This window comes from Prescottella sp. GW823-FHT02E09 (assembly GCF_058797375.1).
Genome location: NZ_JBXAJP010000005.1, coordinates 181,874 through 203,996, shown reverse-complemented (window position 1 = coordinate 203,996; position 22,123 = coordinate 181,874). Strand labels below are relative to the sequence as shown.

20 protein-coding genes are annotated in these 22,123 nt (G+C 67.7%); 16 read left to right on the top strand and 4 right to left on the bottom strand.

Annotated features, from left to right (window positions below):
* Positions 1 to 147 precede the first annotated feature (147 nt).
* The gene (gene hemW, locus AC1RIF_RS14515; protein WP_492602068.1) at positions 148 to 1,356 is read left to right on the top strand and encodes a radical SAM family heme chaperone HemW; all 1,209 of its coding nucleotides are present in this window, start codon (positions 148 to 150) and stop codon (positions 1,354 to 1,356) included.
* A 27-nt stretch (positions 1,357 to 1,383) separates the two neighbouring features.
* Here hemW and AC1RIF_RS14510 read toward each other — a convergent pair whose 3' ends face one another.
* Entirely contained in the window at positions 1,384 to 1,695 is a 312-nt protein-coding gene (locus AC1RIF_RS14510) for a type II toxin-antitoxin system VapB family antitoxin (protein WP_031938276.1), read from the bottom strand.
* A 250-nt stretch (positions 1,696 to 1,945) separates the two neighbouring features.
* Between AC1RIF_RS14510 and hrcA the strand changes: the two genes are divergently transcribed.
* From hrcA to AC1RIF_RS14490, 4 genes are all read left to right on the top strand, one after another.
* Positions 1,946 to 2,989, top strand: coding sequence for a heat-inducible transcriptional repressor HrcA (hrcA, locus tag AC1RIF_RS14505; protein WP_492602067.1), 1,044 nt, complete (start codon positions 1,946 to 1,948; stop codon positions 2,987 to 2,989).
* Positions 2,990 to 3,086: 97 nt separating this feature from the next.
* The gene (gene dnaJ, locus AC1RIF_RS14500) at positions 3,087 to 4,238 is read left to right on the top strand and encodes a molecular chaperone DnaJ (protein WP_492602066.1); all 1,152 of its coding nucleotides are present in this window, start codon (positions 3,087 to 3,089) and stop codon (positions 4,236 to 4,238) included.
* Positions 4,239 to 4,256: 18 nt separating this feature from the next.
* On the top strand, positions 4,257 to 5,045 hold the full coding sequence (locus tag AC1RIF_RS14495; protein ID WP_492602065.1) for a 16S rRNA (uracil(1498)-N(3))-methyltransferase: 789 nt from the start codon (positions 4,257 to 4,259) through the stop codon (positions 5,043 to 5,045).
* Between the two features lie 5 nt (positions 5,046 to 5,050).
* Positions 5,051 to 5,809 (top strand): alpha/beta hydrolase family protein, encoded by a 759-nt coding sequence (locus tag AC1RIF_RS14490; protein ID WP_492602064.1) that lies wholly within the window; start codon positions 5,051 to 5,053, stop codon positions 5,807 to 5,809.
* Here the strand turns inward: AC1RIF_RS14490 and AC1RIF_RS14485 are convergent.
* Positions 5,800 to 7,410 (bottom strand): MFS transporter, encoded by a 1,611-nt coding sequence (locus AC1RIF_RS14485; protein WP_492602063.1) that lies wholly within the window; start codon positions 7,408 to 7,410, stop codon positions 5,800 to 5,802. The genes AC1RIF_RS14490 and AC1RIF_RS14485 overlap by 10 nt on opposite strands.
* A 209-nt stretch (positions 7,411 to 7,619) precedes the next feature.
* On the opposite strand from AC1RIF_RS14485, the gene AC1RIF_RS14480 reads away from it, so the two are divergent.
* From AC1RIF_RS14480 to era, 5 genes are all read left to right on the top strand, one after another.
* Entirely contained in the window at positions 7,620 to 8,294 is a 675-nt protein-coding gene (locus tag AC1RIF_RS14480) for a TetR/AcrR family transcriptional regulator (RefSeq protein WP_492602062.1), read from the top strand.
* A 96-nt stretch (positions 8,295 to 8,390) separates the two neighbouring features.
* Positions 8,391 to 9,482 (top strand): PhoH family protein, encoded by a 1,092-nt coding sequence (locus AC1RIF_RS14475; protein ID WP_492602061.1) that lies wholly within the window; start codon positions 8,391 to 8,393, stop codon positions 9,480 to 9,482.
* 59 nt (positions 9,483 to 9,541) lie between these two features.
* Positions 9,542 to 10,084 carry an rRNA maturation RNase YbeY gene (ybeY, locus tag AC1RIF_RS14470; RefSeq protein WP_492602060.1) on the top strand — a complete coding sequence of 181 codons (543 nt, stop codon included), beginning with the start codon at positions 9,542 to 9,544 and terminating at the stop codon, positions 10,082 to 10,084.
* A 24-nt stretch (positions 10,085 to 10,108) separates the two neighbouring features.
* A complete protein-coding gene (locus AC1RIF_RS14465; RefSeq protein ID WP_492602059.1) occupies positions 10,109 to 11,434 on the top strand; it encodes a hemolysin family protein in 1,326 nt (441 codons plus the stop codon).
* A gap of 2 nt (positions 11,435 to 11,436) precedes the next feature.
* The gene (era, locus tag AC1RIF_RS14460; RefSeq protein WP_492602058.1) at positions 11,437 to 12,354 is read left to right on the top strand and encodes a GTPase Era; all 918 of its coding nucleotides are present in this window, start codon (positions 11,437 to 11,439) and stop codon (positions 12,352 to 12,354) included.
* Between the two features lie 93 nt (positions 12,355 to 12,447).
* Here the strand turns inward: era and AC1RIF_RS14455 are convergent, their stop codons facing one another.
* Positions 12,448 to 14,028 carry a PucR family transcriptional regulator gene (locus tag AC1RIF_RS14455; RefSeq protein ID WP_492602057.1) on the bottom strand — a complete coding sequence of 527 codons (1,581 nt, stop codon included), beginning with the start codon at positions 14,026 to 14,028 and terminating at the stop codon, positions 12,448 to 12,450.
* Positions 14,029 to 14,206: 178 nt separating this feature from the next.
* Here AC1RIF_RS14455 and AC1RIF_RS14450 point away from each other — a divergent pair, with 178 nt between their 5' ends.
* Entirely contained in the window at positions 14,207 to 15,463 is a 1,257-nt protein-coding gene (locus tag AC1RIF_RS14450; RefSeq protein ID WP_492602056.1) for an NAD(P)/FAD-dependent oxidoreductase, read from the top strand.
* 62 nt (positions 15,464 to 15,525) lie between these two features.
* On the opposite strand, the gene AC1RIF_RS14445 is transcribed toward AC1RIF_RS14450, so the two are convergent.
* Positions 15,526 to 16,851 carry an aspartate aminotransferase family protein gene (locus AC1RIF_RS14445; protein ID WP_492602055.1) on the bottom strand — a complete coding sequence of 442 codons (1,326 nt, stop codon included), beginning with the start codon at positions 16,849 to 16,851 and terminating at the stop codon, positions 15,526 to 15,528.
* Positions 16,852 to 17,176: 325 nt separating this feature from the next.
* On the opposite strand from AC1RIF_RS14445, the gene AC1RIF_RS14440 reads away from it, so the two are divergent.
* Genes AC1RIF_RS14440 through AC1RIF_RS14420 form a run of 5 tightly spaced genes read left to right on the top strand, consistent with a single transcriptional unit; the run spans position 17,177 to position 22,094 of the window.
* The gene (locus AC1RIF_RS14440) at positions 17,177 to 18,460 is read left to right on the top strand and encodes a M20 family metallopeptidase (RefSeq protein WP_492602054.1); all 1,284 of its coding nucleotides are present in this window, start codon (positions 17,177 to 17,179) and stop codon (positions 18,458 to 18,460) included.
* The gene (locus AC1RIF_RS14435) at positions 18,457 to 19,278 is read left to right on the top strand and encodes an IclR family transcriptional regulator (protein ID WP_492602053.1); all 822 of its coding nucleotides are present in this window, start codon (positions 18,457 to 18,459) and stop codon (positions 19,276 to 19,278) included. Before AC1RIF_RS14440 ends, AC1RIF_RS14435 begins: the two co-directional genes overlap by 4 nt.
* A gap of 56 nt (positions 19,279 to 19,334) precedes the next feature.
* Complete coding sequence (locus tag AC1RIF_RS14430; protein WP_492602052.1) at positions 19,335 to 20,285, top strand: thiamine pyrophosphate-dependent dehydrogenase E1 component subunit alpha; 951 nt, start codon at positions 19,335 to 19,337, stop codon at positions 20,283 to 20,285.
* On the top strand, positions 20,278 to 21,282 hold the full coding sequence (locus AC1RIF_RS14425) for an alpha-ketoacid dehydrogenase subunit beta (protein ID WP_492602051.1): 1,005 nt from the start codon (positions 20,278 to 20,280) through the stop codon (positions 21,280 to 21,282). Before AC1RIF_RS14430 ends, AC1RIF_RS14425 begins: the two co-directional genes overlap by 8 nt.
* Positions 21,279 to 22,094, top strand: a complete 816-nt coding sequence (locus AC1RIF_RS14420) for an acetoacetate decarboxylase family protein (protein WP_492602050.1) — start codon at positions 21,279 to 21,281, stop codon at positions 22,092 to 22,094. The genes AC1RIF_RS14425 and AC1RIF_RS14420 overlap by 4 nt, the downstream gene beginning before the upstream one ends.
* The last annotated feature ends 29 nt before the right edge of the window (positions 22,095 to 22,123 follow it).

Here is a 22,123-nt window from a genome sequence, read left to right as displayed (position 1 = left end):
CACCCCGGCATCTGTCATGGCGGCCATTCTGCCATGGGATTTGCCGTCTGCCGACCACTGGGGACATATTTCCCCCGATTTCTCGGGAAATATCCCGATCTCCTGGGGGAACGTGGCACCGACGGAGGCGGCTGGGACACTGGAGAGGTGAGTGGATCTGCTGCCTCGACCCCTGCCGTCGACTCGATACCCTTCGAGCTTCCCGACTCGGCCCTGGCGGGAGTGGGGACGCGTCCGTTCGGGATCTACGTCCACGTACCGTTCTGCGCCACGCGCTGCGGCTACTGCGATTTCAACACCTACACCGCGGGGGAGTTGGGCACGTCCGCGTCGCCGCAGTCGTGGCTCGAGGCGCTGAAGCGGGAGTTGGAGCAGGCCGCCGACATCACCGGCGGGCCCGTGGTCGACACCGTCTTCGTGGGCGGGGGGACCCCGTCGCTGCTCGGTGCGGACGGGCTGACGGAGGTGCTGGGTGCCGTCCGCGGCAGCTTCGGTCTGGCTCCGGGGGCCGAGGTCACCACCGAGTCGAATCCCGAGTCCACGTCGCCCGAGTTCTTCGGAGCGCTGCGCACTGCGGGCTACACGCGGATCTCGCTCGGGATGCAGTCCGCCGCCCCCCACGTGCTGAAGGTCCTCGACCGCACCCACACACCGGGCCGGGCCGTCGCGGCCGCCCTCGAGGCGCGCGCGGCCGGATTCGGGCACGTCAATCTGGACCTCATCTACGGCACCCCCGGCGAGACGGATGCCGACCTGGACGCCTCGCTCGACGCGGTGCTCGGTGCGGGCGTCGATCACGTGTCCGCGTACGCACTGATCGTCGAGGACGGCACCGCGCTGGCCCGCAAGATCCGGCGCGGCGAACTGCCCGCCCCCGACGACGACGTCCTCGCATCCCGCTACGAGCGCATCGATGCGCGGCTGGCCGAGGCGGGTCTGCACTGGTACGAGGTGTCGAACTGGGCGTCCGACGACGACGCACGCTGTTTCCACAACGTGGGCTACTGGGACGGCGGCGACTGGTGGGGCGCCGGGCCCGGAGCGCACAGTCACATCGGCGGGGTCCGGTGGTGGAACGTGAAGCATCCCGCGCGGTACGCGGACCGCCTGTCGGCGGGCGAGTTGCCGGTCGGCGGCAGCGAGGCGCTCAGCGCCGAGGACGTGCACGTCGAGCGGGTGATGCTCACGGTGCGGTTGCGGACCGGGCTGCCGTTGGCGGACCTGTCCGAGCGCGAGCGGGTGGCGGCCGAGCGGGTCGTCGCGGACGGACTCGCGACGCTCGAGCGCGACCACCTGATCCTCACCGACCGCGGCCGGTTGCTCGCCGACGCCGTTGTCCGCGACATCCTCGACTGAACGGACGGGCCGGGCGATCGGTGCGGGTCAGTCGTCGGCGAGCGCGGCGTCGTAGTCGTACACCCGGGCGTGCAGGACGACGCGATTGCGCAGGGCGGACCGGACCGCGTGGTGGACGCCGTCCTCGAGGTAGATGTTGCCTTCCCACAGCACCGCGTGCGGGAACAGATCGCCGTAGAACGTGGAATCCTCCGACAGCAGTCGATCCAGTTCCAGGACTCTCGTGGTGGTGACGATCTCGTCCAACCGCACCTGGCGTGGGGGGATCTGCGCCCAGTCCCGCAGCGTCAACCCGTGCTCCGGATACGGCTTGCCGTCCCTGACACCCTTGAAGATCATCGCTCTAGCCGCCTGAGTTCCTCGTGTGGACCGGATCACCAGCGCCGGTCACCCCGACGGTCACCCTACGGCCTGCGCCGGCTGTTCGGTTCGTACCGAATGCCCGGCGCGGCCTGCGGCATTCGGAATCGACCCGGCCATTAGACTGGGTATCGAGGTGGGCACGAAGCAAGGCGGTGCCCGCAGATCGGGGGCCACCACGCCGGGCCCCGTTCTCGTGGCGAAATGGGCGAAATGGAGGTGGACAGCGGTGTCGAGTACGGATGAGCGGAGATTCGAGGTACTCCGGGCGATCGTCGCCGACTATGTCGCCACCCAGGAGCCGATCGGATCGAAGGCACTGGTGGAGCGCCACAACCTCGGCGTTTCCAGCGCCACGATCCGCAACGACATGGCGGTGCTCGAGGCCGAGGGCTACATCACCCAGCCGCACACCAGTTCGGGCCGGGTGCCCACCGACAAGGGGTACCGGCAGTTCGTCGACCGCATCTCCCAGGTCAAGCCGCTGTCGTCGGCCGAGCGACGCGCCATCCTCGAGTTTCTCGAGTCCGGCGTGGACCTCGACGACGTCCTGCGTCGCGGCGTCCGCCTGCTCGCGCAGCTCACCCGGCAGGTCGCCGTCGTGCAGTACCCGACCCTGTCGGCGTCGTCGGTGCGGCACCTCGAGGTGGTGGCACTCACGCCGGCCCGCCTGCTGTTGGTGCTGATCACCGACTCCGGGCGCGTCGACCAGCGGATCGTCGAACTCGGCGACGTGATCGACGAGGAGGATCTGTCGCGGCTGCGGGCGCTGCTCGGTGGGGCGCTCGAGGGCAAGCGGCTCGCGGCGGCGTCCATCGCGGTGTCCGAACTCGCGGAGGATGCACCCGAGAATCTGCGTGACGCCGTGGTCCGGTCGGCGACGGTGCTGGTGGAGACGCTGGTCGAACATCCCGAGGACAGACTGGTGCTCGGTGGCACCGCGAACCTCACCCGCAATGCGGCCGATTTCACGATGCAGGCAGGATTACCGGGGTCGCTGCGGTCCGTGCTCGAGGCACTCGAAGAGCAGGTGGTGGTTCTCAAGCTGTTGGCCGCCACCCAGGACGCCGGTCGCGTGACCGTGCGGATCGGCGAGGAGACCCAGGTCGCGGAGATGCGCGGCACGTCGGTGGTCTCCACCGGCTACGGCGCCGCCGGTACCGTCCTCGGCGGTGTGGGGGTCCTCGGACCCACCCGGATGGACTATCCGGGAACAATTGCCTCGGTGGCTGCCGTTGCCAGGTACATCGGCGAGGTACTCGCCGAGCGATAGCAGTGCGGCCGAGCGCCCGCGTCGGTGCCGGATCGTCCGGCGCCGGAGCTGCCCACCGCGTGATGCGAACGAAGTAGAGAAGGACGAGATACCCAAAGTGGCACGGGATTACTACGGCACGCTCGGCGTCGGGCCGAACGCGACCGACCAGGAGATCAAGCGCGCATACCGCAAGCTCGCCCGCGAGCTGCACCCGGACGTCAATCCCGACGAGTCGGCGCAGGCACGGTTCCGTGAGGTCTCCACCGCATACGAGGTGCTCACGGATCCGGAGAAGCGGCGCATCGTCGATCTCGGCGGCGATCCGATGGAGTCCGGCGGTGGTGCAGGTGCCGGTGGCTTCGGCGGAGCCGGCTTCGGTGGTCTCGGTGACGTCTTCGAGGCGTTCTTCGGCGGCGGTGGCGGCGGCGGTCGCGGGCCCAAGGGGCGCGTGCAGCCGGGCGCCGATTCGTTGCTGCGCACCAAGCTGACGCTCGACGAGTGCGCCACCGGTGTCACCAAGCACATCACCGTCGACACCGCGATCCTGTGCGACAGCTGCACCGGCTCGGGCACGCACGGCGACTCGCAGCCGATCCGCTGCGAGACGTGTGGCGGCGCGGGCGAGGTCCAGTCCGTGCAGCGCTCGTTCCTCGGTCAGGTCATGACGTCGCGTCCGTGTCCGACGTGCCGTGGCGCCGGCGAGACCATCCCGGACCCCTGCCACAAGTGCGGCGGCGACGGCCGCGTGCGCGCCCGCCGCGACATCTCCGTCAAGGTGCCCGCGGGTGTCAGCAACGGCATGCGCATCCGGCTCGCTGCGCAGGGTGAGGTGGGCCCCGGCGGCGGCCATCCCGGCGACCTCTACGTCGAGGTGATCGAGCAGCCGCACGACGTGTTCGTCCGCGACGGCGACGACCTGCACTGCACCATCCGCGTCCCCATGGTCGACGCCGCCCTCGGCACCACGGTCACGCTCGACACCATCATCGACGGACCCACCGAGATCACCGTCGACCCCGGCACGCAGCCCGGATCGGTGTCGGTCCTGCGCGGTCACGGCATGCCGAAGCTGCGCTCGGGTGTCCGCGGCGACGTGCACGCCCACCTCGAGGTGGTGATCCCGTCGCGCCTCGACGGCAAGCAGAGCAAGCTGCTGCAGGAATTCAAGAACCATCGCGACCGTGACCACGCCGAGGTCGTGTCCAGCGGATCGCAGAACAGCGGGGGCCTGTTCTCCCGCCTGCGTGACGCGTTCAGTGGACGCTGACCGACGCCGGGTCCGCTGATGGCTGCCACCGTCTTCTATCTCGATCCGCTGCCCGACGTCGGGCAGCCGGCCGTGCTCGACGGCCCCGAGGGCCGTCACGCCGCGACGGTGCGGCGCATCAAGCCGGGTGAGCGGCTGCTCCTCGCGGACGGTCGCGGGGGGATCGCCGACGCGACGGTCACGGCCGCCGCGAAGGACCGGCTCGACCTCGAGGTGACCGCGCGCCGCGACCAGCGGCCGCCGTCGCCGGCGGTGACGCTGGTGCAGGCGCTGCCCAAGGCGGAGCGCTCCGAGCTGGCCGTCGAGCTGGCCACCGAGGCCGGGATCGACGCGGTGGTGCCGTGGCAGTCGTCGCGCTGCGTGGCCCGCTGGGAGGGCGCGAAGACGCAGAAGGGCGTCACACGCTGGCGGAACGCTGCGGTGGCCGCGGCCAAGCAGGCGCGGCGCGCGTTCGTCCCCGAGGTCGCCGAACTCCAGCACACCCCGCAGGTGCTCGAGCGGGTGCGGGGTGTCGTCGGCCGCGGTGGCATCGTCGCCGTGCTGCACGAGTCGGCGCAGTCGCCGCTCGCGTCGCTCCCGTTGCGCGACGCCCCCGAGGTGATGCTCGTCGTCGGCCCCGAGGGTGGGCTGTCCGACGACGAGGTCGCCGCACTTGCCGAGGCCGGCGCGACCGCGGTCCTGCTCGGGCCGACGGTGCTGCGGACGTCGACGGCTGCGGCCGTCGCGCTGGGCGCGATCGGTGTGCTGACGGATCGTTGGGGCGACGCCCCGCTCGACGAGCACACCGACTCAGCCCCGCAGGAGTGACGGACATGCCCAGGACGCGCATCGCGTACGGCCCGGAGTCGCAGCAGTTCGGGCACTTTTACGCCCCGGAAGGTGCTGCCGGAGAATCGGTTCCGGTGATCATGGTGATTCACGGCGGCTACTGGAGCGCCAAGTACCAGCTCAACCTGGGGACGTCGTTCTCGGTCGAGTTGGCGCGCAGCGGCGTCGCTGTCTGGAACATCGAGTACCGGCGGATCGGCGCCGGTGGACGCTGGCCGGAGATGTCGGCCGACGTGGTCGCGGCCCTCGAGGCGATCGCCGGTCCGGTCGCAGAGGCGTCACCGGTGCCGCTGGACCTGAACCGGATTCGCATCGTCGGGCACTCGGCCGGCGGGCAGCTGGCGGTATGGCTTGCCGGACAACGTGATACGCGTGCCCGTCCGGAACTGGTGGTGTCGCAGGCGGGAGCGCTCGATTTGGCGTCCGCAGCGGAGCGGGGCCGTCGGGTCAGCTACATCGAGGACCTGTTCGGTGTCCCGTTCGAGGACGACCCCGACCTGTATCGATCGGCGTCGCCGCAGCACCGGGTGCCGACCGGGGTGCCGGTGGTGTGCATCCACGGCACCGAGGACGCGCAGGTGCCGGCGAAGATCGCCGCCCGCTACCACGACGCGGCGCGCGCGGCCGGTGATCCGGTGGAACTGCACCTGATCGAGGGCGAGGACCACTTCGCGTTCCTCGATCCGAACACGCGGTGCTGGAAGCTGTCCCGCGACGTGCTGCTGGCCGCCGCTCAGGCCTGAGCGTCCGGGCGTCGACCGGGCAGGACGGCCGCGACCACCACCGCGCCGACCGCGAGCGCGAGCCCGCCGACGAGGCTGGCCCGGGAGATCGCCTCGGCGAACGCCGCGGTCGCGGCGTCCATCAGCGGTTGGGCCTGTGCCTGTGCGAGCATGTTCTGCGACATCTCCTCGGCGACGATCGCGGCTCCGCCCACCGATTCGCCGGATGCCGCCAACCCTTGAGCCACCAGATCCGCCTGTGGCCCTGTGAGTTTCGGGATCGGCAGCGCCGAAAGGAATCCGGAGATGCCGTCCTTGTAGGCGGACGCGAGAACCGAGCCGAGGATAGCGATGCCGAGTGAGCCGCCGAGTTCGATCGCGGTGTCGTTCAGTCCGCCGGCCGCACCGAGGTCGTTGTCGGGGAAGCTGCCCATGAGCGCGTCGGTGGCGGGCGAGACCGACAGCCCGATGCCGATTCCGAGCAGCACCAGTGTCGGGACGAAGTCGGCGTACCCGGAGGCGGCGTCGACGCGAACGAGCAGGAGCACGCCGAGCGCGGCCACCGCCATCCCGCCGGCGACAGCGGTGCGGGTACCGATCCGGGGGACCAGGCGGGCGCTGGCCGCGGCGCCGACCGAGACCGCTACCGCGAGCGGCAGCAGCCGGACGCCGGTCGCGAGCGGACCGAAGCCCAGGACGAACTGGAACTGCTGGGCGACGAAGAACATCGCACCGAACGCGGCGAGGAACACCAGCATCACGGCGAGTGCCGCCCCACCGACCGTGCGTTCGGTGAGCTTGCGCACGTTGAGGAGTGGCTGTTCGTGCCGTAGCTCCCAGGCCACGAACGCGGCGAGCCCGACCGCGGAGGCGACTGCGGCGGCGACTGCGCGCGACGTCCAGCCGAAGTGGAAACCGTCGATGATGGCGAACACGAGCGTGCCGATGGTCACCACCGACAGCAGCCCGCCGATCCAGTCGATGCGGCCCAGGCCGTGGGCCTTCGACGGCGGCACCAGCACGAGCGCGGCCACGATCGCGAAGGCGGCGATCGGCACGTTGATCAGGAAGGTCGAGTGCCACGATCGGCTTTCGAGCAGCCAGCCCGCGAGCAGTGGGCCGAGCGCGATCGCCAGCCCCGACGTCGCCGCCCACGCGGCGATCGCCCGGGCGCGTTCCGCGGCCGGGAAGGTTGCGACCAGCAGGGACAGGGTGGCCGGCATGATGATCGCGGCACCCACGCCCATGATCATCCGGGCCGCGATCACCGAGGTGGTGCTGTCGGCCAGGCTGCCGAACACGGCGCCGCCGCCGAAGACGAGCAGGCCGGCGAACAGTGCCCCGCGCCGGCTGTACTTGTCGCCGATCACGCCGAACAGCAGCATCAGCGCCGCGTAGGGGACGGTGTACCCGTCGATGACCCACTGCAGGTCCGAACTCGTCAGCTGCAGGTCGCGGGTCATGTCCGGTGCCGCCACGATCAGCGCGGTGTTCGCCATCACCACGATCAGCAGGCTCAGACAGAGAACTGCGAGGGCCGCCCACCGTCGCCGATAAGGCTCCGTCATGCGGTCCACCGGGACGGTGGCCAGTCCCGGCAGACGCGGCAGTGTCACGGTCATCGTCGTTCCCTCCCAACCCCGGGCGCCCTCTGCGCCGAGAATATTGCACACTGATGTGCAAGTTAGTTATCTGCACACCGGTGTGCAAGAAGGGTGTGACGGAGGACACGCACCCTGAGGGTGTGGGCATGCACTGCCAGTCGAGGCGAAACGCCTGCCGGTATCCGGCGTTCGATCGTCAGGCGGGGAGAGTGGGGGAGGATGGCGACGTGAGTTCCGAGCCCCCGACTTTCCCGACGCCCCCCTTGCGGCAGCGGCCGCAGGCGCGGGCGAACCGCGCCCGCATTCTCGAGGCGGCGATCACGGCGTTCGCTGCGGATCCGGACTCCAGCATGGACGACGTGGCCCGCGCGGCAGGTGTGGTCCGCAGGACCGTGTACTCCCACTTCCCGAATCGGGAAGCGCTGATCGAGGGGCTGGTCGCCGAGGCGTCCGCCGCGATCGCGGTCAGCCTCGTCTCCGGCCCGCCCCTGCCCGAACGACCCGACCTGGCGCTCTCGGTGCTGGCGCTGCGGACGTGGCCGATCGGCGACCGCTTCCGGGTGCTGCTCTCGTTCGCTCGTCGAGAACTGGGTGAGGAGCGGATCCACGATCTTCTCGAGCCGCTGCGCGCAACCACGGTCGGTGCGGTCGAGCGTGGCCAGCGTGACGGGGTGTTCTCGTCCTATCTGCCTGCGGAGCTGTTGGTGTCCATGGACGAAGGCATGACGTTGACCCTGCTCGAGCGCGCCAATCAGGGTGTGATCAACGATCGGGGCGAGACGTTCGCGACGGCGACCCTGGTGCTGCTGGGTCTGCCGCCCGAGCGCGCGGCCGGTGTCGTCGAGGAGGCGGCGCGCTGGTTGCGGGATCCCGGCGAACCGGGCGGTACGGCGGAGGGGTAACTCGGTGGGCGTGACCACCGTCGGGCGCTAGACTTTGGGCACACAAGACAGCCCGTCGTGGACGGATCGGACCTGGAAGTAGGCCATAGCCCTCACGTGAGTGAACAAGTCGAGAACGGCAGGTCGCGTTACAGCGACTCCCCGCAGGATCCCACGCAGCCGGCCGAGCGCACCGTGCGCTCGAGCATGGAACTCCCGCCCGAGGTGGTGCCGCCTCTGCTCGGGTCTTCCGACGAGAATCTGACCGCTCTCGAGCAGGTCCTCGACGCCGATATCCACGTCCGCGGCAATGCGGTCACCCTCACCGGCAGCCCTGCCGACGTCGCCCTCGCGGAGCGGGTGCTCGAGCAGCTCGCGGCCCTGGTCCGTCGCAAGCAGCCCATCACGCCCGACGCGGTCCGCCGGACCGTCGGCATGCTCACGCAGGGGCTGTCGGAGTCGCCGGCCGACGTGCTGAGCCTGGACATCCTGTCGCGGCGCGGCAAGACGATCCGGCCCAAGACGCTCAACCAGAAGCGCTACGTCGATGCGATCGACGAGAACACCATCGTGTTCGGTGTCGGCCCGGCCGGTACCGGCAAGACGTACCTCGCGATGGCGAAGGCCGTGCAGGCGCTGCAGAGCAAGCAGGTGACGCGGATCATCCTGACCCGTCCGGCCGTCGAGGCCGGCGAGCGGCTGGGCTTCCTGCCGGGCACACTGCACGAGAAGATCGACCCGTACCTGCGTCCGTTGCACGACGCACTGCACGACATGATGGATCCCGAGGCGATCCCGAAGCTGATGCAGGCCGGGGTCATCGAGGTGGCCCCGCTCGCGTACATGCGTGGCCGCACCCTCAACGACGCGTTCATCATCCTCGACGAGGCGCAGAACACCACCGCCGAGCAGATGAAGATGTTCCTCACCCGGCTCGGATTCGGCTCCAAGATCGTCGTCACCGGCGACGTCACGCAGGTCGACCTGCCCGGTGGGGCGCGTTCGGGTCTGCGGGCAGCCACCGAGATCCTCGACGACATCGACGGCATCCATTTCGCGATCCTCGACAGCAGCGACGTGGTCCGGCACCGCCTGGTCTCCGACATCGTCGACGCGTACGACCGATTCGAGTCGACTCGTGCGGAAGACGTGCCACTGGGTAACCGCGCGCACCGACGAGCGGTCCAGTCGCGCTCGCAGCGGCGGTAGGGTTGTTTCCGCCCCAGCACGGCTACCGCGCGCCCGCGGACGACGAAAGAGCGACGTAAATGAGTATCGAGATCTCCAACGAATCGGGGATGGAAGTCTCCGACGAGGACCTGATCAGCGTCGCACGCTTCGTGATCGCCCGGATGGACGTGCATCCCGCGGCGGAGTTGTCGATGGTGCTCGTGGACTCGGACACGATGGCCGATCTGCACATGCGCTGGATGGACCTGCCCGGCCCCACCGACGTCATGTCGTTCCCGATGGACGAGCTCGAGCCCGGCGGTCGCCCCGACGCGCCGGAGCCTGGTCCGTCGATGCTCGGTGACATCGTGCTGTGTCCGTCGTTCGCCGCGGACCAGGCACAGAAGGCGGGCCATTCGCTCGATCACGAGCTGGCGCTGCTCACCGTCCACGGAGTCCTCCACCTCCTCGGTTACGACCATGCCGAGCCGGAGGAGGAGAAGGAGATGTTCGGGCTGCAGAACCAGCTGCTGGCCGAATGGTACGAGGATCTGCGCCGGGCCGAACGTGAGGCCGAACTCGCCGCCCGCGACCAGCGGTTGCTGGGCAAGGCCGGGTTCTTCGATGGTCCCGAGCAGTGATAGTCGGCGGATGGTGATCTGCCGGTGAGTGACGCCGTCGTCCTTATCGTTCTCGCAGTCGTCCTGGTCCCGCTCGGTGGTCTGTTCGCGGCCGTCGATTCGGCGCTGAACACGCTCTCCCCGGCACGGGTCGACGAGTTGGCCAAGGACGACCGCCCGGGCGCGGCGCGGCTGGTGCGAATCGTCGCCGACCGCCCCCGCTACGTCAATCTCATGGTCCTGCTGCGGATCCTGTGCGAGATCGCGGCCGCGGTCCTGCTCGCGGGCGCGCTGATCGATATCCTCGGCGCGGTGTGGGGCATGGTCGTCACGATCGTGGTGATGGTGCTCGTCGACTACGTGGCGATCGGTGTCGGTCCCCGCACCCTGGGCCGGCAGCGCGCGTATCCGCTGGCCCTGGCGTCGGCGGTTCCGTTGGTCGCCCTGGGGGCACTGCTCAGCCCGGTCAGCAGGTTGCTGATCCTGGTCGGCAACGCGCTCACCCCCGGTAAGGGATTCCGCGCGGGTCCCTTCGCGTCGGAGATCGAACTGCGCGAGCTGGTCGACCTGGCTCAGGAACGCGGTGTGGTGGCAGACGAGGAACGCCGGATGATCCAGTCGGTGTTCGAACTCGGCGACACCTCTGCCCGCGAGGTGATGGTGCCGAGGACCGAGATGGTGTGGATCGAGGCGGACAAGAGTGCCGGCCAGGCCACGTCACTCGCGGTGCGCTCCGGCCACTCGCGGATCCCCGTCATCGGCGAGAACGTCGACGACGTGCTGGGCGTGGTCTACCTCAAGGACCTGGTGCAGCAGACCTACTACTCGTCGGACGGTGGCCGCAGTGTCACGGTGGCGCAGGTGATGCGTCCCGCCGTGTTCGTGCCCGATTCGAAGCCGCTGGACAGTCTGCTCGCCGAGATGCAGCGCGACCGCAACCATATGGCGGTCCTGGTCGACGAGTACGGCGGCATCGCGGGCCTTGTCACCATCGAGGACGTGATCGAGGAGATCGTCGGTGAGATCGCCGACGAGTACGACACCGACGAGACCCCGCCCGTCGAGGACCTCGGCGATGGCACCTACCGGGTGTCGGCGCGGCTGCCCGTCGAGGACCTGGGTGAGCTGTTCGACATCGAGATCGACAACGACGAGGTCGAGACGGTCGGCGGACTGCTCGGCTACGAACTCGGCCGGGTGCCCCTGCCGAGTTCCCAGGTCGAGACTGCGGGCCTGCGACTGCGCGGCGAGGGCGGCGCCGACGTGCGCGGACGGGTACGGATCAGCACCGTCTACGTCGAGCGCGTCGCGACCGAAGAACATACCGAGAACGACCATGTGGACGAAGACGGAAACGTGAGCCAGGAGTGACCATGACCGATAACGAATTCCGTTCCGGCTTCGTCTGTTTCGTCGGACGGCCCAACACGGGCAAGTCGACGCTGACGAATGCGCTGGTGGGCAGCAAGATCGCGATCACGTCGTCGCGGCCGCAGACCACCCGGCACACGATCCGCGGCATCGTGCACCGCGACTTCGCCCAGTTGATCCTGGTCGACACGCCGGGTCTGCACCGTCCGCGCACGCTGCTGGGCCAGCGCCTCAACGACCTGGTGCGTGACACGTACTCCGAGGTCGACGTCATCTGCCTGTGCATCCCGGCGGACGAGAAGATCGGCCCCGGTGACCGGTGGATCCTCGACCAGGTCCGGCAGATGGCGCCCAAGACCAAGCTGGTCGGCATCGTCACCAAGATCGACAAGGTCAGCAAGGACGCCGTCGCCGAGCAGTTGATGGCGCTGTCGAAGCTTCTCGGACCGCAGACCGAGGTGATCCCGGTGTCGGCGCAGTCCGGTGAGCAGGTGGAACTGCTCGTCAAGGTCCTCGCCGAGCAGATGGAGCCGGGCCCCGCGTTCTACCCGGACGGCGAGATCACCGACGAGCCCGAGGAAACCCTCATGGCGGAGCTGATCCGCGAGGCGGCGCTCGAGGGCCTCGGCGACGAACTGCCCCACTCGCTGGCGGTCGTCATCGAAGAGGTCATCCCGCGCGAGGGTCGCACCGAGAAGCAGGGCGAACTGCTGGACGTGCACGCGCTGCTGTACGTCGAGCGGCCCAGCCAGAAGGGCATCGTGATCGGCAAGGGCGGCGCCCGCCTGCGCGAGGTCGGTACCACCGCCCGCAAGCAGATCGAGAAGTTGCTCGGCACCAAGATCTTCCTGGAACTGCACGTGAAGGTCGCCAAGGACTGGCAGCGCGACCCCAAGCAGCTGGGCCGCCTCGGCTTCTAACGAGCTGCCGCTCCGGTGCTCGTCGTGCCGCTCCACCGATCGGGGGAGCGGCACGAGTGTTTTCGGAGCGGCGTTGCCTGCCGTCGCTGTGCCTCAGGTCGCCCGTGAGCCGGCACGGATGTCCATGACGGCGGTCAGCTGGAGCATGATCGCAAGTCGAATGCGACCGTCCGCCAGATCGATTCCCGTGAGGTCGACGATCTGTTTCATCCTGTACCGCAACGTGTTCGCATGAATGTACAGCGACTCGGCGGCCCGTTTCGGTTCGCCGTAGTGGGTGAGGAACGATGCCAGAGTGGTGACGTACTCGGTTCCGCGATCTGCGTCGTGGCCGACCAGAACCGGGACAGGCCCACCGCCGAGCTGTGATCCTTCCAGTAGCGCAGTCCGGGCACGTGCGATGACAATTTCGTGCCAGAAGTCCTCGAATGTCGCCGAGAGTGCGGGGACACGGCCGGTACGTGTGAGGCGGATCAGTTCCATTGCCTCTGAGCGCGATCGGGGAAGCTCGCTCGCAACCTGTGCTGGGCCGCCCGTCACCACGACGACTCCCTCGCCGTGGGCGTGTGCTTCCGCCGACACCGCCCGCAACCATCGCCAACTGCCGGCGGTGCGCGCAGACCCGTCGATCGTGACAATGGCAACGGGAACGTCGTCGATCTCGGTCAGCAGCGGTCGCGGCCACCCATGGCGTCGCATGATCGATTCCCAGAGCTCGAGGCCGTGACTCGCTCCGTCCCCTGCAGACACGCCGCCGAGAGCGACGACTCGCCACGGTCCGGCCGGCAACCACCCGTCCGGCGTGGGCGCGGAGGCCGAGAGGAGAGTTGCGCGCACGCGTTCGATCGTCATGCGCCGGGCTGCCCCGGATTGCGAACGCAGTCGCAGCAGATGCAGGGCGACGACCGACGCAGTTCGGGTCAGTTCGCGGAGGTGGTCGTCGGGGAGTGGACCGGGGTCCACGGCCCAGATCGAACCGAGCAGCTCTCCGCCTGCGCGGATCGGGATGATCAGACGTGGCAGTACGCCGTCGGGTCCTGCCTCGACCCAGATCGGCTCGTCGGATCTGTGCAGTCGTCGGAAGGTGCCGCGGGAGCGAAAGCGTCGCACGATCGTTTCCGGGACGCGTCGACCGACGATGGTGGAGATACGGGCGGAGTCGGCTGTGTCCTGGAGTTCGGAGTAGGCGAGCACCCGCGATTGTGCGTCCTCGATTGTGACCGGCGCGCCGACGATGGCCGCGGCGGCGTCCGCGAAGGCGAACAGTTCGCCGTAGTCGCTGGGTTCGTGATTCACCTCCGTGCCGGAGAGCATCGCGGAGTGATCGAGGATGCTGCGTGTCAGCCACACCAAGTGCGTCCACGATGCTTGCGGCTGTAGTTCGATCAGCCCCATACCAATCTCGGCGGCGAGCTCGGCGACGGTGGAGTCCGCGGTGAACGGTGCTTTGAGGACAACAGCGCAGGCACCGGTGGTGGCGGAGCGGCGAACAAGGTCGAGAGCCGCTTCGGTGCTGTCGATTCCGAAGCCGAGGACGAGATTGTCGGGGTACTCGAGGAACGGGTCGTCGGCTTCGGCGAGCGTGACATCGCTGATTCGATCGCGGCGACCTGGAACAACCGGGTGGAGCAGCGCTCCGCCCAGTGAGTCGATCAGAGAGCTGACGCTGATCATCGGTTCTCCTCGGCGACGGTGCGATGTGGTCGGACCGATTCTCGTTCGGTGCGTTCGGCTTTCGATTGTGCTGTGCGCACCGGCTTCGCGCGTGGGATTGGTGCGACGGCACGATGACTGCGGGTCTCGGTCACAGAGATGATCGAGTGGCAACGAACACATCGAGAAGAGGTGCGTCATGAATCTACGTCACAGCGTCCCGCAGCGAGTCGCGGTTGTCGGTGCGGGAATGGTCGGGTTGTCGACGGCATGGTTCCTGCGGGATCGTGGGGTCGAAGTTACGGTTCTCGACCGCAAGGGGATTGCGGCCGGAGCGTCCTGGGGGAACGCCGGCTGGATCACGCCCGGCATCAGTACTCCGCTGCCCGAGCCGGCGGTACTGCGCTACGGCATTCGTGCTCTGCTCAGCCCGTCATCGCCGGTGTACGTGCCACCGACGATCAATCCGCGGTTGATGAGGTTCCTGGCATCGTTCGCCCGGAACAGTACGGCTGCTCGGTGGCGGACGGCGATGGAGTCCCTGGTGGGGATCAACGGGTGCGCGCTGCCTGCGTTCGACGAACTCGCGGACGGCGGCGTGACCGGGCGGACCGATGAAGCGAAGTCCTTTCTGGTCGCGTACCGGACGCCGGCGGAGCGGACCGTCCTGCTCGAAGAGATCGAGCACATTCGTGCGGCCGGTCAGCGAATCGACTTCGACGTTCTCTCCGGTGACGCCGCGCGGGGAGTCGAGCCGTCCCTGTCCGACGAGATCGGTGCGGCACTCCGGCTCCACGGGCAACGGTTCGTGAACCCGGGAGATTTCGTGCACCGTCTCGCGGACGCCGTGCGTGACCGTGGCGGGACGGTCCGGGAGGACGTCGAGGTGACCGGCATCGTCGACGAGGTTGATGCCGTTCGGATCTCGAGTCCGAAGGGTGACGTGGGACGGTTCGATGCGGTTGTGCTCGCGACCGGAACCTGGCTCGGCGACATCGCCCGTAGCTTCGGCGTCCGCATCCCGGTGCAAGCGGGTCGTGGATACAGCTTCAGCGTCGAGATCGATCACGTTCCCGCGGGACCGGTCTACTTCCCGGCACAGCGGGTAGCGTGCACCCCACTCGGAGACCGTCTGCGGGTCGCCGGAATGATGGAGTTCCGTGCGCCCGATGCCGCACTGGACCGGCGGCGGATCGCGGCGATCGTGGAGGCTGCGCGGCCGCTGCTGCGCGGCGCCGATCTGGACGACCGTCACGACGAATGGGTCGGCTCGCGCCCGTGCACGCCGGACGGTCTGCCAGTGATCGGCGCGACCCGTTCACCGCGGGTGTTCGCTGCCGGTGGCCACGGCATGTGGGGAATCACCCTCGGGCCGGCGACGGGGCGTCTGCTCGCCGAGATGATCACCACTGGACGAACCCCCGCTGAGCTCGCTCCGTTCGATCCGCTGAGATGACAACGCTGCTCGGAGAGCCTGTCGTCGGATCATTCACCCGCACATCATGACTGGATCGGGCGCTACTGAGGGCTCGATCCAGTCATGGCGAGCGACATCGACGCCGATACCTTCATCAGGACCGACTCGAGGATCCCGAGTGCCTCGCTCACTTCAGCTTCGGTAACCGTCATCGGGGGAGTCACGCGCAGGACGTTGCCGTGAAGACCGCCGCGCCCGATGAGAAGTCCGGCCGCCCGTGCCTCCTCGAGAACCACAGTCGTGGCGGACGTTCCAGGTGTCTTCGTGCCGGGCACCACCAATTCGACCCCGATCATCAGACCGACACCGCGAACCTCGCCGACGAGTGGACACTGCGCGGCGATCCTGTTCAATCCACTCGAGAGTAGGGCTCCTAGGCGATCTGCATTGTCCTGCAAGTCGTGGTCGACGATGTAGTCGAGGACCGCGTTCGCTGCCGCCATCGCCATCGGATTGCCGCCGGCCGTGGAGATCGAGTTCGCTGTGAGGGAGTTCATCAACGATTCCTCGGCAACCACGCCACCGATACTCATTCCGTTGGCCAGGCCCTTGGCGAAGGTGATTGCGTCAGGGCGGATGCCGTAGTGCTCGATACCGAAGAATGATCTGCCGGTTCGTCCCCACGCGGACTGCACCTCGTCCGAGATGAAGGGAATCTCATAGTCGCGCAACACCTCCTGCATTGCGGCGAAGAATCCGTCCGGCGGAGTCGCGAAGCCTCCGGCGCCCTGCACCGGTTCCGCGATGAAGCACGCGACGTTCCCCGACGTGGAGGTCTCGATGATGGTGCGCAACTCGTCCGCACATGCCGACGTGAAGTCCGCGTCGTCGAGGTGGCCGAACGGACTCCGATACTTGTAGCCGTTGTGAGCGTAGGTCACTTGCAGTGGGCTGAGTGAGGTCGCCGACCATCCGCGAATCCCGGTGGCGGCCACGGTGCCGAACGAGCGCCCGTGATAGCTGCCGCGCAGAGCAATGACCTGGTTCGATGCCCTGGCACAGCTGGCGAGGAGGAAGGCGGTCTCTACGGCCTCCGAGCCCGAGTTCACGAAGAACACCCGTGGATTGTCGATCGGCGAACGCGCCGCGATCTTTTCGGCGAGTTCGACCTGGGAACGAATCAGATACAGCGTGGACGAGTGCATGATGCGGCCGGCCTGTGCGCGCACGGCTTCGCTGATTTCCGGGATGTTGTGGCCGATCATGGTTGCCAGCAGTCCGCCGAAGAAGTCGAGATACGTACGCCCGTCTCCACCGGTCACTCTGCGCCCCTCGCCCGACACCAGTTCGAGCGGTTCGTCGTAGTACAGCGCCATCCACTCCGGCATGACGGATCGGTGCCGGTCGAAGAGTGTCGTCTCGTTCATCGAAAGCTCCTGTCATTGGTTCCGTCCCACCCGCACCACAAGCTCGGGTCGCGTCGAGCGGCCACTGTAGGTCCCCGACCGCGCCGCGATCGAGCCCCCGCTCGGCTTGTCCTGATATGTGAAATTCTGAGCCTGCCGTTCCCCGGCCGTTCGGGCACCGGCTGGGACCGGTGCAGTGCGTATCGGCCGAAAGCCGGGTGTCGGAGTAGTTCAGATAGCGGAAAGTTCATATAGTGAAACTCGACCGGCCTCGTCGTTGCTCAACCTTCCCCCGGAGTCCATCGTGGGTCCACCGAACGAGCGGACGACCGAACGAGGTATTGAGATGACTCCCACAACCGAGACGACCGGCCCCACCGAGCGCCATCTCCTGCGCGAGATCGTGGACCTGCGGGAGCCGATGCTCGATTTCCTCTCCGGTAGCGTGCGTTGCCCCAGCGTCAGTGGCAACGAGGACGAGATCCACACGTTTCTGACCGCGTGGTTCGACGCCAATGGCTGGACGTACGAGACGCAGCAGCTCGATCGGACTGAGGCCGGGCGTGCGGCCGACCCCGCGACGGAGCCGCGTCTCGAGCACCGGTCCAACATCGTCGCGTGGCCCCGGCCGCCTCGGGAGGGCTTCCCCACAGTGGTGCTCAACGGCCACATCGATGTCGTTCCACCGGGGGATCCCGAGGCATGGACTCTGCCGCCCTTCAGCGGCGCGCGACGTGACGGTCGCATCTATGGGCGCGGGTCGGTCGACACCAAGGGCCCCGTGGCATCCGGAGTCTTCGCTCTGCACGCCCTGCGGAACCTGGCAGTGGAACTGCCTTTCGACGTCGCGATGCAGCTGGTGGTCGCCGAGGAGACGACCGGAATCGGTACTCGCGCAGCCTTCGAGCGCATCGAGTCTCCGGCAGCGGCAATCGTGCTCGAACCCACCGGAGGAATCGCGGCACCCGCCGGAACCGGCCTGCTCTTCTTCCGTGTGGAGATCGACGGAGTCTCGGCCCACACCTCGGCACCCTGGCGCGGTCACGATGCCTTCCTGCACCTGGTGCGAATCCACCACGCGCTCAGCGATCTCGCCGACGTACGGGCCGGACAGCATCGGAACGAGTTCTTCTCGAACGTTCCGACCGCAGTTCCGTTCGTGATGGGAACAGTGCGAGCCGGGACGTGGCGGGCAGCGGTCCCGGACACCGCCGAGATGGCGGGACGCTGGGGCGTCGCCGCCGGTGAAGACCTCGACGCGATGCGCGGCCAGATCGAATCCCTCATCGCGAAGATCGACGCGGACGCCGGCTGGAGCTCGCGGCCGACCCGGGTCGTGTGGCAACACGAACTCCCGGGCTGGGCGACGGGCTCCGCCGATCCGCTCGTCCAAGCCATCCGGGACAGCGTCGATGCCGTCGCCGGCGTACCGACTCCCCTGGTAGGTCTCACGGCCGCCACCGATGCGGCGCAGTACGGGCCTCGTGGAATCCCCACAGTGATCTACGGTCCCGGTGATACCGCGCTGGCGCACAGCCCGGACGAGTCGATCGTCGAGGATGACGTCGTCGCCTCTTCCCAGGTTCTCGCGTTGACCGTGCTGTCGCTCGCGCGCCGGATGACGGCGTGACCACTCCGAGCTCGGGGACGACACTTCGTACCCTGTCGAGGGGGCTGGAGGTACTCGAGGCAATTGCAGCTGCCGACGGCACTGCGTCCGCGAAGAGTCTGGCACGATTGCTCGACCTCAACCGCAGCACGTGCTACCACATCTTGCGCACCCTGCAGGACGACGGCTTCATTACCCGGCTGCCCAAAGGGACCTACGTCGTGGGCAGTCGGGCAGCGCGACTGAGCAAGACAGTCGCCGACCACACCCGTCCCGATCCGACGCTGTCGGCGTTGCTCTCCCGGCTGCACCGGCTGACTCGTGAGACCGTGTACATCTCCGGCTGGTACCACGGTACCGTCACCCTCCAGGAGTGGATCGCCGGACTGCACATGCTGAATGTGGGCAACCTGGATGTCGGATACACGGGCAACATGCATGCTCGAGCGTCCTGCAAAGCCATACTCGCGCATTTGCCCGAGCATCAGGTCGAGGCGATGCTCCCCGAGAGCAGTTTCACCAGACTCACTCCGAACACCGTTCCCGATCACGAGACACTGGCGACGGATCTGCGGCTGGTTCTGCAGCGGGGGTACGCGCTCGACGCCGAGGAATACGAACTGGGTGTGTCCTGTGTGGCTGCACCGTTCTTCGGCGCCGACGGAAGGCCCTTGGGGGCCTATGCCGTATCAGCTCCCACGAGCCGGTTCACCCGAGATCTGGGATCCCTCAGTACGCACGTCCGCGATGTCGCTCACCGTGCCACGGCCTACGTTCGTACCGAGATTGCCTCGTCGGCAACGGTGTACGCGGTCGACAGCCAACAGATCGCACGATAGACGCCGCTTCGCGGCGTCGCATTCTCGACTCACTCTCACCTGACTGTGGAGGACACATGTCACAACTTCTGCTTCGGCACTTCCGCGAGATGCACAGAATCCGCGCGGTAGAGAACGAGATCCTCCGCCTACGCAAGGCCGGCGACATCGTGGGCTCGGTCCACCTGTGCAACGGCCAAGAGGCGATATACGTCGGAGGTGCTGCAGGACTGGATCTTTCGCGAGACGCCGTGTTCCCAACCTACCGGGGGCATGGATGGGCGCTCGCACTCGGAGCCTCGGCCCACGAGGTGCTGGCGGAGCTACTCGGCCGCAGCACCGGCGCAAACGGTGGACGTGGCGGCTCCGCCTACTTCTCCACTCCGGAGCACGCAATGTACGGCGAGAATTCCATCGTCGGCGCTGGAGCGCCGATCGCTGCGGGCGCCGCGCTTGCGGCGACATTCGACGGATCGGGCCGGGTCGCAGTCGCGTCCTTCGGTGATGGCGCCCTGAACCAGGGTGCAGTCCACGAAGCGATGAACTTCGCTGCCATCCGCAATCTTCCGGTGATCTTCATCGTGGAGAACAACCACTACTCGGAGATGACGCCGATCGGTGACATGGTCAAGAACGAGGTTCTGTTCAAACGGGCCGCGATCTACGGGTTCACCGGCGCGCGGATCGACGGCAACGACCCGGTCAAGGTTGCGGAGGCGGTCACCCAATCGGCTGCCTTCGCACGTGAGGGCAAGGGCCCGATTCTCCTCGAAGCGATGACCCATCGTCTGGTCGGCCACTACATCGGAGATGCGCAGCAGTACCGACCCGACGGCGAACTGGACGCGATCGCACCCGACGAACCACTGGTCCGGGCCGCTCGGACCCTGCTCGCGGACGGAGTGCCGCAGACCGAACTCGACGCCCTGATCGTCGACGTCGACCGTGAGGTCGCCGCTGCCTCCGACCAAGCGCTCCGCGACCCGATTGCCGACCCCGACACAGCTCTGGAGCACCTCTATGCCTGACATCAAGAACTTGACCTACGCCGGTGCAGTGAACGAAGCCCTGCGTCGAGCACTAACCGAGGATCCCGCCACACTGGTCTTCGGAGAGGATGTGGCGGCACCCGGTGGCGTCTTCGGGGTGACCAAGGGGCTACGGAAGGCATTTGGAGACAGGGTTTTCGACACGCCGATCTCCGAGTCGGCCATCCTCGGCGGGGCGATCGGCTCCGCGATGTTCGGCCGGCGACCGATCGTCGAAATCATGTGGGCGGACTTCTCGCTGGTCGCCCTCGATCAACTCGTCAACCAAGCTGCAAACGTCCGGTACGTCTCTCGGGGCGCCCTGACTGCTCCCATCACCGTGCGGACCCAGCAAGGCAGTGCGCCCGGTGCGTGCGCGCAGCACTCGCAAAGCCTGGAGGCTCTGTTCGCGCACGTTCCCGGCCTCCAGGTGTGTATGCCGGCCACTGTGCAGGATGCCCACGATCTTCTACTCACCTCGATCAGGTCCGACGATCCGACGATCGTCATCGAGAACCGCACCCTCTACCACGGGCCGAAGGTCCCGGTCGCTCTGGGCGGGCCGATTCTGCCCGTCGGTGGCGCTGTCACCAGACGAAAGGGATCGACGATGACGGTGGTCACCTGGGGTTCTATGCAGTTCCGGGTCCTCGATGCTGCGGAAGTGCTGGCGGCCAAGGGGATTGATCTCGAGGTGATCGACGCCAGGTGGCTCCGCCCTCTGGATACGACGGCGATCCGCAGGTCGGCGCAACGGACCGGCCGTCTCGCCGTCGTTCACGAGGCACACACCTTCGCCGGCCTCGGCGCCGAGGTCGTGGCCGACGTGGTCTGCTCCGGTGTCGACCTCCGACGACCACCACTGCGAATCGGCACACCGCCTGCACGAATTCCCGCCGCTCCCAGCCTCGCCGAGGCACTGATTCCGAGCACGGAACGTATCGTGGCCGAGATCGAGGCTGCCCTCGTGGCCGATACTGCGGGGGTGCCGGCATGACCTCGCGGGAGCGCGCGCGGCCACCACACCGCGTGACCGCCGCGACGGCGATGCCGGCCTTCGCGCCGCTGTTCGCGGCGGGCACGGAATCGGTGCAGGTTCGTTGGCTGTCTCTGGTCTACGAAACGGACGGCGATATCGTCGACGCGATCCTGCCCGCGCCGCTCGAAGCTGGGGCACGGTCGCAGGTCGCGGTGTGGATAGCCGAGTTCATCGACGCCGAGTTCTCCGGCGCTGACGGCACGACGGAGATCCGGCCCGCATACATGCAGGGCGGCATCTCTGTCCGCTGTCGGCGCGGTAGCGACGAGGGTGCCTATGCCATCGGAACATACGTCGAAGGGCTCAATCACGGCATGCTCGGCCGCGAACTGTTCGGGCTTCCCAAGAAGCAAGCCCGAAGCGTGCGACTCGACGAAACCCCCAGTGGACTCACGTACGCGATCACCAGCGCCGCCGGCGTCGACCTGGTCTCGGGCGCTGTCACCCTCGACCCCTGTGGCACGGCAACCGAACTCGCACCGCCCTGGTTCTCCTCCCACTACACGCTCAAGCTCATTCCGAGTGCGGAAGGAAACGGCTTCGACATCAGTCGCCTGGTCCGAATACCTTTCGCATTCGAGGCCGATCGCCGGCCGCGAACAGGCTCCGCCACCCTCCGTCACCAAGTCTCCGTCAGCGACCCACTGCACCTACTTGCCGTCACCAGCGACGTCCGCGCCCACTACGGCGTCGGACGGCTCGACATCGCGTACGGCACCTACCTCGACGACGTCACCGACATCCCGACCTTCGGATCTCCCACCTGGTGACAGGGTGGCGGATCTCTCGCCGTGTCGCG

What these genes read in the sequence shown, in the direction of transcription:
- era (WP_492602058.1), top strand. Translation starts at nt 11,437, where the DNA reads ATGACCGATAACGAATTCCGTTCCGGCTTCGTCTGTTTCGTCGGACGG.
- AC1RIF_RS14495 (WP_492602065.1), top strand. Translation starts at nt 4,257, where the DNA reads ATGGCTGCCACCGTCTTCTATCTCGATCCGCTGCCCGACGTCGGGCAG.
- ybeY (WP_492602060.1), top strand. Translation starts at nt 9,542, where the DNA reads ATGAGTATCGAGATCTCCAACGAATCGGGGATGGAAGTCTCCGACGAG.
- AC1RIF_RS14445 (WP_492602055.1), bottom strand. Translation starts at nt 16,851, where the DNA reads ATGAACGAGACGACACTCTTCGACCGGCACCGATCCGTCATGCCGGAG.
- AC1RIF_RS14440 (WP_492602054.1), top strand. Translation starts at nt 17,177, where the DNA reads ATGACTCCCACAACCGAGACGACCGGCCCCACCGAGCGCCATCTCCTG.
- AC1RIF_RS14455 (WP_492602057.1), bottom strand. Translation starts at nt 14,028, where the DNA reads ATGATCAGCGTCAGCTCTCTGATCGACTCACTGGGCGGAGCGCTGCTC.
- AC1RIF_RS14420 (WP_492602050.1), top strand. Translation starts at nt 21,279, where the DNA reads ATGACCTCGCGGGAGCGCGCGCGGCCACCACACCGCGTGACCGCCGCG.
- AC1RIF_RS14430 (WP_492602052.1), top strand. Translation starts at nt 19,335, where the DNA reads ATGTCACAACTTCTGCTTCGGCACTTCCGCGAGATGCACAGAATCCGC.
- AC1RIF_RS14510 (WP_031938276.1), bottom strand. Translation starts at nt 1,695, where the DNA reads ATGATCTTCAAGGGTGTCAGGGACGGCAAGCCGTATCCGGAGCACGGG.
- AC1RIF_RS14450 (WP_492602056.1), top strand. Translation starts at nt 14,207, where the DNA reads ATGAATCTACGTCACAGCGTCCCGCAGCGAGTCGCGGTTGTCGGTGCG.
- AC1RIF_RS14485 (WP_492602063.1), bottom strand. Translation starts at nt 7,410, where the DNA reads ATGACCGTGACACTGCCGCGTCTGCCGGGACTGGCCACCGTCCCGGTG.
- AC1RIF_RS14490 (WP_492602064.1), top strand. Translation starts at nt 5,051, where the DNA reads ATGCCCAGGACGCGCATCGCGTACGGCCCGGAGTCGCAGCAGTTCGGG.
- AC1RIF_RS14425 (WP_492602051.1), top strand. Translation starts at nt 20,278, where the DNA reads ATGCCTGACATCAAGAACTTGACCTACGCCGGTGCAGTGAACGAAGCC.